Source organism: Pseudomonas sp. CM27 (genome assembly GCF_013179515.1).
In the GTDB taxonomy this organism is placed as follows: Bacteria; Pseudomonadota; Gammaproteobacteria; order Pseudomonadales; family Pseudomonadaceae; genus Aquipseudomonas.
This window is the reverse complement of record NZ_JABMCN010000178.1, coordinates 1-7,010: the sequence shown is the minus strand read 5'-3', so window position 1 is coordinate 7,010 and position 7,010 is coordinate 1. Positions and strand designations below refer to the sequence as shown.

Here is a 7,010-nt window from a genome sequence, read left to right as displayed (position 1 = left end):
GCATGCGCTGCTCGATCAGCCGTGACAGTTCGTGCCAGGTGCTGAACGCACTGCTGTCGATGGGCGCACTCAACGCATCACGGAAGGCCCGGTGCACGTCGGCGGTCAGCGCCTCGAGCAAGGCAGGCACGCTGGCGAAGAAGTGGTACACCGATGAGGGCGGAATCTGCGCCCGCTCGGCCACGCTGTACACCGACAGGCCTGCCACCCCCAACTCGGCCAGCAGCTCGCGAGCAGCCGCCAGGATCGCCTCGATCCTGGCCTGGCTGCTTGCACGCGGCTTGCGCGAGGTGGCAGTGCGGGTCATCAGTTGCTGATTGCCAGGATGCTGGCCTGGTAGCCACCGACGAACAGGTCGAAATCACCGACTTCTTCCTGTTCCAGCTCGGACTGTTTGGCGAGCGACTCGCGGGCCAGCGTTTCAAAGGCCTGTTGCTGTTCGTTGCTCAGCGGTTGCCCGCGGAACGTGTCGGCGTGGAGGCGGCTTTGCCGCAGCGAGAACTGGATGAAGCTCTCGTCATGCTCGGTCATGCGTGCCAGTACCTGCGCCGACGGGGTCAGCTCGGGGTCGTTGACCTTGGCCTGCTGGGCATCCAGGGCATTGCCGTGCTCATCAAGGCCTTGCGCCTTGTCAAGCAGATCGGCCAGCGGGCGGATACGCTCGATCAGTTCGCTGGCCCAGTCTTTCAGGGCAATTGGCTGGCCGTTGCGCTGCAGCTCCAGGCCTGGGCGTCGGCCTTCCTTGACCACGGTCAGGAAGTTGTCAGTGCACTGGCCGCACTCACTGTTTTCCAGTTGCGGGCTGTCTTCCAGCGCGCAGAACAGCAGGAATGCATCGAGGAAACGCGCCTCGGTCAGGTCGATACCCACCGGCAGGAACGGGTTGATGTCCAGGCAGCGCACTTCTACATACTGCACGCCACGCGAGGTCAGGGCCTGGATCGGCCGTTCGCCGGTGTAGGTGACCCGCTTGGGGCGAATGTTCGAGTAGTACTCGTTCTCGATCTGCAGGATGTTGGTGTTCAGCTGTACCCACTCGCCGTCCACGTGCGTGCCCACTTCAACATAGGGCGGGTAGGGCGTGCCCACCGCCTTGCGCAGGCTGTCGGTGTAGCTGGCCAGGTTGTTGTAACACGGTGTCAGGCCGGCCTGGGCGTTGCTCTGGTAGCCCAGGTCACTCATGCGCAGGCTGGTGGCGTAGGGCAGGAACAGGGTTTCGGCGTCGAGCTCTTCGAGCTGGTGCGGGCGGCCGCGCAGGAAGCCTTTGTCCAGGGCCGGCGAGGCGCCGAACAGGTACATCAGCAGCCAGCTGTAGCGGCGGAAGTTGCGGATCAGCGCGATGTAGGCCGACGACTGGTAGTCGCGGTCGCTCTCGTTGCCACCTTCGTCTGCGCGCAGCAATGGCCACAGCGCTTCGGGCAGCGAGAAGTTGTAATGGATACCGGCGATGCACTGCATGGTGCGGCCGTAACGCAGGGCCAGGCCCTTGCGGTACACGTGCTTGAGCTTGCCGATGTTGGAGCTGCCGTACTCGGCGATCGGGATGTCCTCCTCGGCCGGCAGCGTGCATGGCATCGACGGGCTCCACAGGTATTCGTCGCCCAGCTTGCTGTAGACGAATCGGTGGGTCTGTTCGAGGCTTTCGAGCACCTTGGCCGGGTCGGGCAGCGCTGGGGTGATGAACTCCAGCAGCGACTCGGAATAATCGGTAGTGATCTGCTCGTTGGTCAGCGCCGACCCCAGTGCTTCCGGATGCGGGGTCTGGGCCAGGCGACCTTCATCGGTCACGCGCAGGCATTCGCGCTCAATACCGTGCAGGCACTGCTTGAGCAGGGGGAGATTTGCGCCGAGCAGGCTCAGGCGGCGGTTGAGGAGTTTGCTCAAGATGTATTCCTTCACGCGTCAGTCGCCCCAATATGGGGGTAGAAATAACGGTCTACAAGGGTAGGAAGAAAGGAACTGGCGTTGTCGCCTTGTCAGCGCGGATCCAGCAGTGCCAGCGCACTGCTGAAAATACCGCAGATACTGCTTGGTGAGCTAGAGAACCGCGAAGGTTCCCTGTGCTTTCGCCACCAGCTTGTCGCCCTGGACTACGTCGGCGTCGACCACCAGGGTGCGCCGCCCGGCGTGCAGCACGCGGGCAGTGCACAGGACTTCGCCGTCACTGACGGCGCGCATGTAGTTGATCTTGCACTCGATGGTGACGCTTTGCTGGTCAAAGCCATGGCTGGCCGAGCAGGCCAGGCCCATGGCGATGTCCACCAGGCTGAAGATCGCCCCGCCGTGCAGCTTCTGGCCACGGTTGCGCAGCTGTGGCTCGAGCGCCAGAGCGACCTCGGCAACGCCTGTGTCCAGGCGTTGCAGGCGGCAGCCCAGCAGCTGGCTGAAGGCGCTTTCGACGTATTCGCGTGGAACGTCCATCACTTCTTCTTCAGCTGCTTGGCGTTGGCAAACAGCGATGCCATGGCGTTGTTGGCCGGCGCCGCAGCGGCGGTTTCGCGCTGGCGCGGGGCCTGCTGCTGGCGGTTGCCGCCATTGCCACGGTTGCCACCGCGGTTGCCTTCAACCTTTTCGCCCGGGGTATCGCCCATGCGCATGGACAAGCCGACGCGCTTGCGCGGGATGTCCACTTCCATGACCTTGACCTTGACCACGTCGCCGGCCTTGACCGCTTCACGCGGGTCCTTGACGAATTTTTCGGACAGCGCCGAGATGTGCACCAGGCCGTCCTGGTGCACACCGATGTCAACGAAGGCGCCGAAGTTGGTGACGTTGGTCACCACGCCTTCGAGGATCATGCCGGGCTCCAGGTCCTTGAGGTCTTCGACGCCGTCCTGGAAGGTGGCGGTCTTGAACTCGGGGCGTGGGTCGCGGCCAGGCTTGTCCAGTTCCTGCAGGATGTCGGTGACGGTCGGCAGGCCGAAACTGTCGTCGGTGAATTTCTTCGGGTCCAGGCGCTTGAGGAAGCTGCTGTCGCCGATCAGCGAGCGGATGTCGCGGTCGGTGCCCGCAGCGATGCGCTGTACCAGCGGGTAGGCCTCGGGGTGAACTGCAGAGGCGTCCAGCGGGTTGTCGCCGTTCATCACCCGCAGGAAGCCGGCGGCCTGTTCGAAGGTTTTCTCACCCAGGCGGCTGACCTTTTTCAGCGCCGCGCGGGTGGCGAACGGGCCGTTGCTGTCGCGGTGGGCGACGATGTTCTGCGCCAGGGTCGCGTTGAGGCCGGAGATGCGCGTCAGCAGCGCCACCGAGGCGGTGTTCACATCCACACCCACTGCGTTCACGCAGTCCTCGACCACGGCGTCCAGGCCACGGGCCAGTTTCAGCTGCGATACATCGTGCTGATACTGGCCGACACCGATGGATTTCGGGTCGATCTTGACCAGTTCGGCCAGCGGGTCCTGCAGGCGACGGGCGATCGACACGGCGCCACGGATCGACACGTCCAGGTCCGGGAACTCGCGGGCGGCCAGCTCGGATGCCGAGTACACCGAGGCACCGGCTTCGGAGACCATGATCTTGGTGATCTGCAGCGCTGGATATTTTTTAACCAGTTCTGCCACCAGCTTGTCGCTTTCGCGGCTGGCAGTACCGTTGCCGATGGCGATCAGCTCTACCGAGTGCTTGGCGCACAGCGCAGCCATGATGGCAATGGTGCGGTCCCAGTCATTCTTTGGCGCATGCGGGTAGACCGTGGTGTAGTCCAGCAACTTGCCGGTAGCGTCGACCACGGCGATCTTGCAGCCGGTGCGCAGGCCCGGGTCGAAGCCCAGGGTGGCGCGCGGGCCGGCCGGCGCGGCCAGCAGCAGGTCGTGCAGGTTGCGGGCGAACACGTTGATCGCCTCGCCTTCGGCGTTGTCGCGCAGTTCGCCGAACAGGTCTGTTTCCAGGTGGGTGTAGAGCTTGACCTTCCAGGTCCAGCGCACCACCTCGCCCAGCCACTTGTCGGCGGCGCGGTTGCGGTTTTCAACGCCGACGTGGTTGCCGATCATCACCTCGCAGGGGTGCAGGGTGCCAGGCAGTTCCTCGCCAATCTTCAGCGACGCGCTGAGCACGCCTTCGTTGCGCCCGCGGAAGATCGCCAGGGCACGGTGTGAGGGCGCGTTGCGCAGCAGCTCGTCATGGGCGAAGTAATCGCGGAACTTGGCGCCTTCTTCTTCCTTGCCGGCGACCACGCGGGCGCTCAGCACGGCTTCCTGCTTGAGGAAGTTGCGCAGCTTGTCGAGCAGGGCGGCGTCTTCGGCAAAGCGCTCCATGAGGATGTACTTGGCGCCTTCGAGCGCGGCCTTGACGTCGGCTACGCCTTTTTCGGCGTCGACGAAGCGCGCGGCTTCGCTTTCCGGGGCCAGGGTCGGGTCGTTGAACAGGCCGTCGGCCAGTTCGCCAAGGCCGGCTTCAAGGGCGATCTGGCCTTTGGTGCGGCGCTTCTGCTTGTACGGCAGGTACAGGTCTTCGAGGCGGGTCTTGGTGTCGGCCAGCTTGATCTCGCGGGCCAGTTCCGGGGTCAGCTTGCCCTGCTCTTCGATGCTGGAGAGGATGCTGGCGCGGCGGTCGTCGAGTTCGCGCAGGTAGCGCAGGCGCTCTTCCAGATGGCGCAGCTGGGTGTCGTCCAGGCTCCCGGTCACTTCCTTGCGGTAACGGGCGATGAAGGGCACGGTCGAGCCTTCGTCCAACAGGCCCACGGCCGCCTCGACCTGCTGGGGGCGTACGCCCAGTTCCTCGGCGATACGGCTGTTGATGCTGTCCATGTAAACCACCTGACATTTGTGAAAACGGGGGTCGCCTGTGGGCTTTTCGCCCGGCGGCGCTGGATGAAAGCCGCGCATTATACCCATCGTAAACGGCTTGCGGTGATGGCGCCCGGCCAGCCGGAACTGGCGCCCGGGGAAAAATCTGCTAACAATGCTCACGCAACGTGCAGCAATGGCTACGCCATAATGCGCGGCGAAACCAGAGGAGTTATTCATGACCGGCACGCCAAACACCGCTGAAGGTGACAAGATTCTCATCGTCGATGACGATCCAGGGCTGAGCAGCCTGCTGGAACGTTTCTTCACCAGCAAGGGCTACCGTGCCCGTGCGGTGCCGAACACTGAACAGATGGACCGCCTGCTGCAGCGCGAGGTGTTCAACCTGGTGGTGCTCGACCTGATGCTGCCGGGCGAGGATGGCCTGTCCGCGTGCAAGCGCCTGCGCCAGCAGAACAACCAGATCCCGATCATCATGCTCACCGCCAAGGGCGACGAGCTCAGCCGTATCAAAGGCCTGGAACTGGGCGCCGACGACTACCTGGGCAAACCGTTCAACCCGGACGAGCTCATGGCCCGGGTCAAGGCCGTGCTGCGCCGCCAGTCACCCAGCGTACCGGGTGCACCGGGCAGCGAGGACGAATCGGTCACCTTTGGCGACTACGAGCTGTCGCTGGCGACCCGCGAACTCAAGCGCGGCGACGAAGTGCACATGCTTACCACCGGTGAATTCGCCGTGCTCAAGGCCCTGGTGATGCACGCCCGCGAGCCGCTGACCCGCGACAAGCTGATGAACCTGGCCCGTGGCCGTGAATGGGATGCGCTGGAGCGCTCCATCGACGTGCAGATCTCGCGCCTGCGCCGCATGATCGAACCCGACCCTTCCAAGCCGCGCTACATCCAGACCGTCTGGGGCGTGGGCTATGTGTTCGTGCCTGACGGAAACGCCGGCAAATGATGCCTGGTCGTCGATGAAAACACCGCTCTGGTTTCCGCAAAGCTTCTTCGCCCGCACGCTGTGGCTGGTGCTGATCGTCGTGCTGTTCTCGAAGGCATTGACCCTGGTCTACCTGCTGATGAACGAGGACGTGCTGGTCGACCGTCAGTACAGCCACGGTGTGGCGCTGACCCTGCGCGCCTATTGGGCGGCGGATGAAGAAAACCGCGACAAGATCGCCGAGGCTGCCGGGCTGATTCGGGTTACCGGCTCTGGTGTGCCGGAAGGCGAGCAGCACTGGCCCTACAGCGAAATCTACCAGCGGCAGATGCAGGCCGAGCTGGGTGATGACACCGAGGTCCGGCTGCGCATTCATGCGCCACCAGCGTTGTGGGTCAACGCGCCTAGCCTGGGCCCCGGTTGGTTGAAGGTCCCGCTGTACCCGCACCCGCTACGTGGGCAGAAGATCTGGAACGTGCTGGGCTGGTTCCTGGCCATCGGCCTGTTGTCCACCGCCTCGGCCTGGATTTTCGTGCGTCAGTTGAACCAGCCGCTCAAGCGCCTGGTGTTCGCTGCCCGCCAGCTGGGCCAGGGCCGCAGCGTGCGCCTGCCGATCAGCGATACGCCCAGCGAAATGACCGAGGTGTACAAGGCCTTCAACCAGATGGCCGAGGATGTCGAGCAGGCCGGGCGCGAGCGCGAGCTGATGCTGGCCGGGGTTTCCCACGACTTGCGCACACCGCTGACACGCCTGCGCCTGTCGTTGTCCCTGCTGAACAGCGACAGCGAACTGAGTGACGACATGGTCCGCGATATCGAGGACATGGACGCGATTCTCGATCAGTTCCTGGCGTTTATCCGCGATGGCCGGGACGAGCCGGTGGAGGACGTTGACCTGGCTGAGCTGGTGCGTGAGGTGGTAGCACCCTACAACCAGCCTGAAGAACGTGTGCGCCTGTGCCTGGAGCCGATTCCCCCGTTCCCGGTGCGTCGGGTTTCGCTCAAGCGCATGCTGGGCAACCTGATCGGCAACGCCCTGCACCATGCTGGCAAGGGGGTTGAGGTGGCTGCCTATGTATCGGGCGACGAGAGTGCGCCGTATGTGGTGCTGAGCGTACTCGACCGCGGCACCGGGATCGACGAATCGGAACTGGAGACCATCTTCAACCCGTTCATTCGTGGAGACCGTGCCCGGGGCGGCAAGGGCACCGGGCTGGGGCTGGCGATCGTCAAGCGGATTGCGGCGCAGCACGGCGGCAATGTCGAGTTGCGCAATCGCTCGGGTGGCGGGATCGAGGCTCGGGTGCGGCTGCCGCTGGGATTGCTGT

General features: G+C 64.2%; 6 protein-coding genes. 2 read left to right on the top strand and 4 right to left on the bottom strand.

What is annotated here, in order from left to right; genetic code table 11:
* The 4 genes from HP547_RS20335 to HP547_RS20320 all read right to left on the bottom strand — a co-directional run.
* On the bottom strand, window positions 1-307 hold a 307-nt coding region (locus tag HP547_RS20335), incomplete at its 3' end, for a TetR/AcrR family transcriptional regulator (RefSeq protein WP_172287266.1).
* Window positions 307-1,884 carry a glutamate--cysteine ligase gene (gshA, locus tag HP547_RS20330; protein WP_175586318.1) on the bottom strand — a complete coding sequence of 526 codons (1,578 nt, stop codon included), beginning with the start codon at window positions 1,882-1,884 and terminating at the stop codon, window positions 307-309. The genes HP547_RS20335 and gshA, both read right to left, overlap by 1 nt.
* Window positions 1,885-2,037: 153 nt before the next feature.
* Window positions 2,038-2,421 (bottom strand): PaaI family thioesterase, encoded by a 384-nt coding sequence (locus HP547_RS20325; RefSeq protein WP_050580765.1) that lies wholly within the window; start codon window positions 2,419-2,421, stop codon window positions 2,038-2,040.
* Window positions 2,421-4,745 carry a Tex family protein gene (locus tag HP547_RS20320; protein ID WP_172287264.1) on the bottom strand — a complete coding sequence of 775 codons (2,325 nt, stop codon included), beginning with the start codon at window positions 4,743-4,745 and terminating at the stop codon, window positions 2,421-2,423. The genes HP547_RS20325 and HP547_RS20320 overlap by 1 nt, the downstream gene beginning before the upstream one ends.
* Before the next feature lie 217 nt (window positions 4,746-4,962).
* Here HP547_RS20320 and ompR point away from each other — a divergent pair, with 217 nt between their 5' ends.
* Entirely contained in the window at window positions 4,963-5,703 is a 741-nt protein-coding gene (ompR, locus tag HP547_RS20315) for a two-component system response regulator OmpR (RefSeq protein ID WP_079230429.1), read from the top strand.
* A gap of 13 nt (window positions 5,704-5,716) precedes the next feature.
* On the top strand, window positions 5,717-7,010 hold a 1,294-nt coding region (locus HP547_RS20310; RefSeq protein WP_172287263.1), incomplete at its 3' end, for an ATP-binding protein.

What these genes read in the sequence shown, in the direction of transcription:
- HP547_RS20325 (WP_050580765.1), bottom strand. Translation starts at nt 2,421, where the DNA reads ATGGACGTTCCACGCGAATACGTCGAAAGCGCCTTCAGCCAGCTGCTG.
- HP547_RS20320 (WP_172287264.1), bottom strand. Translation starts at nt 4,745, where the DNA reads ATGGACAGCATCAACAGCCGTATCGCCGAGGAACTGGGCGTACGCCCC.
- ompR (WP_079230429.1), top strand. Translation starts at nt 4,963, where the DNA reads ATGACCGGCACGCCAAACACCGCTGAAGGTGACAAGATTCTCATCGTC.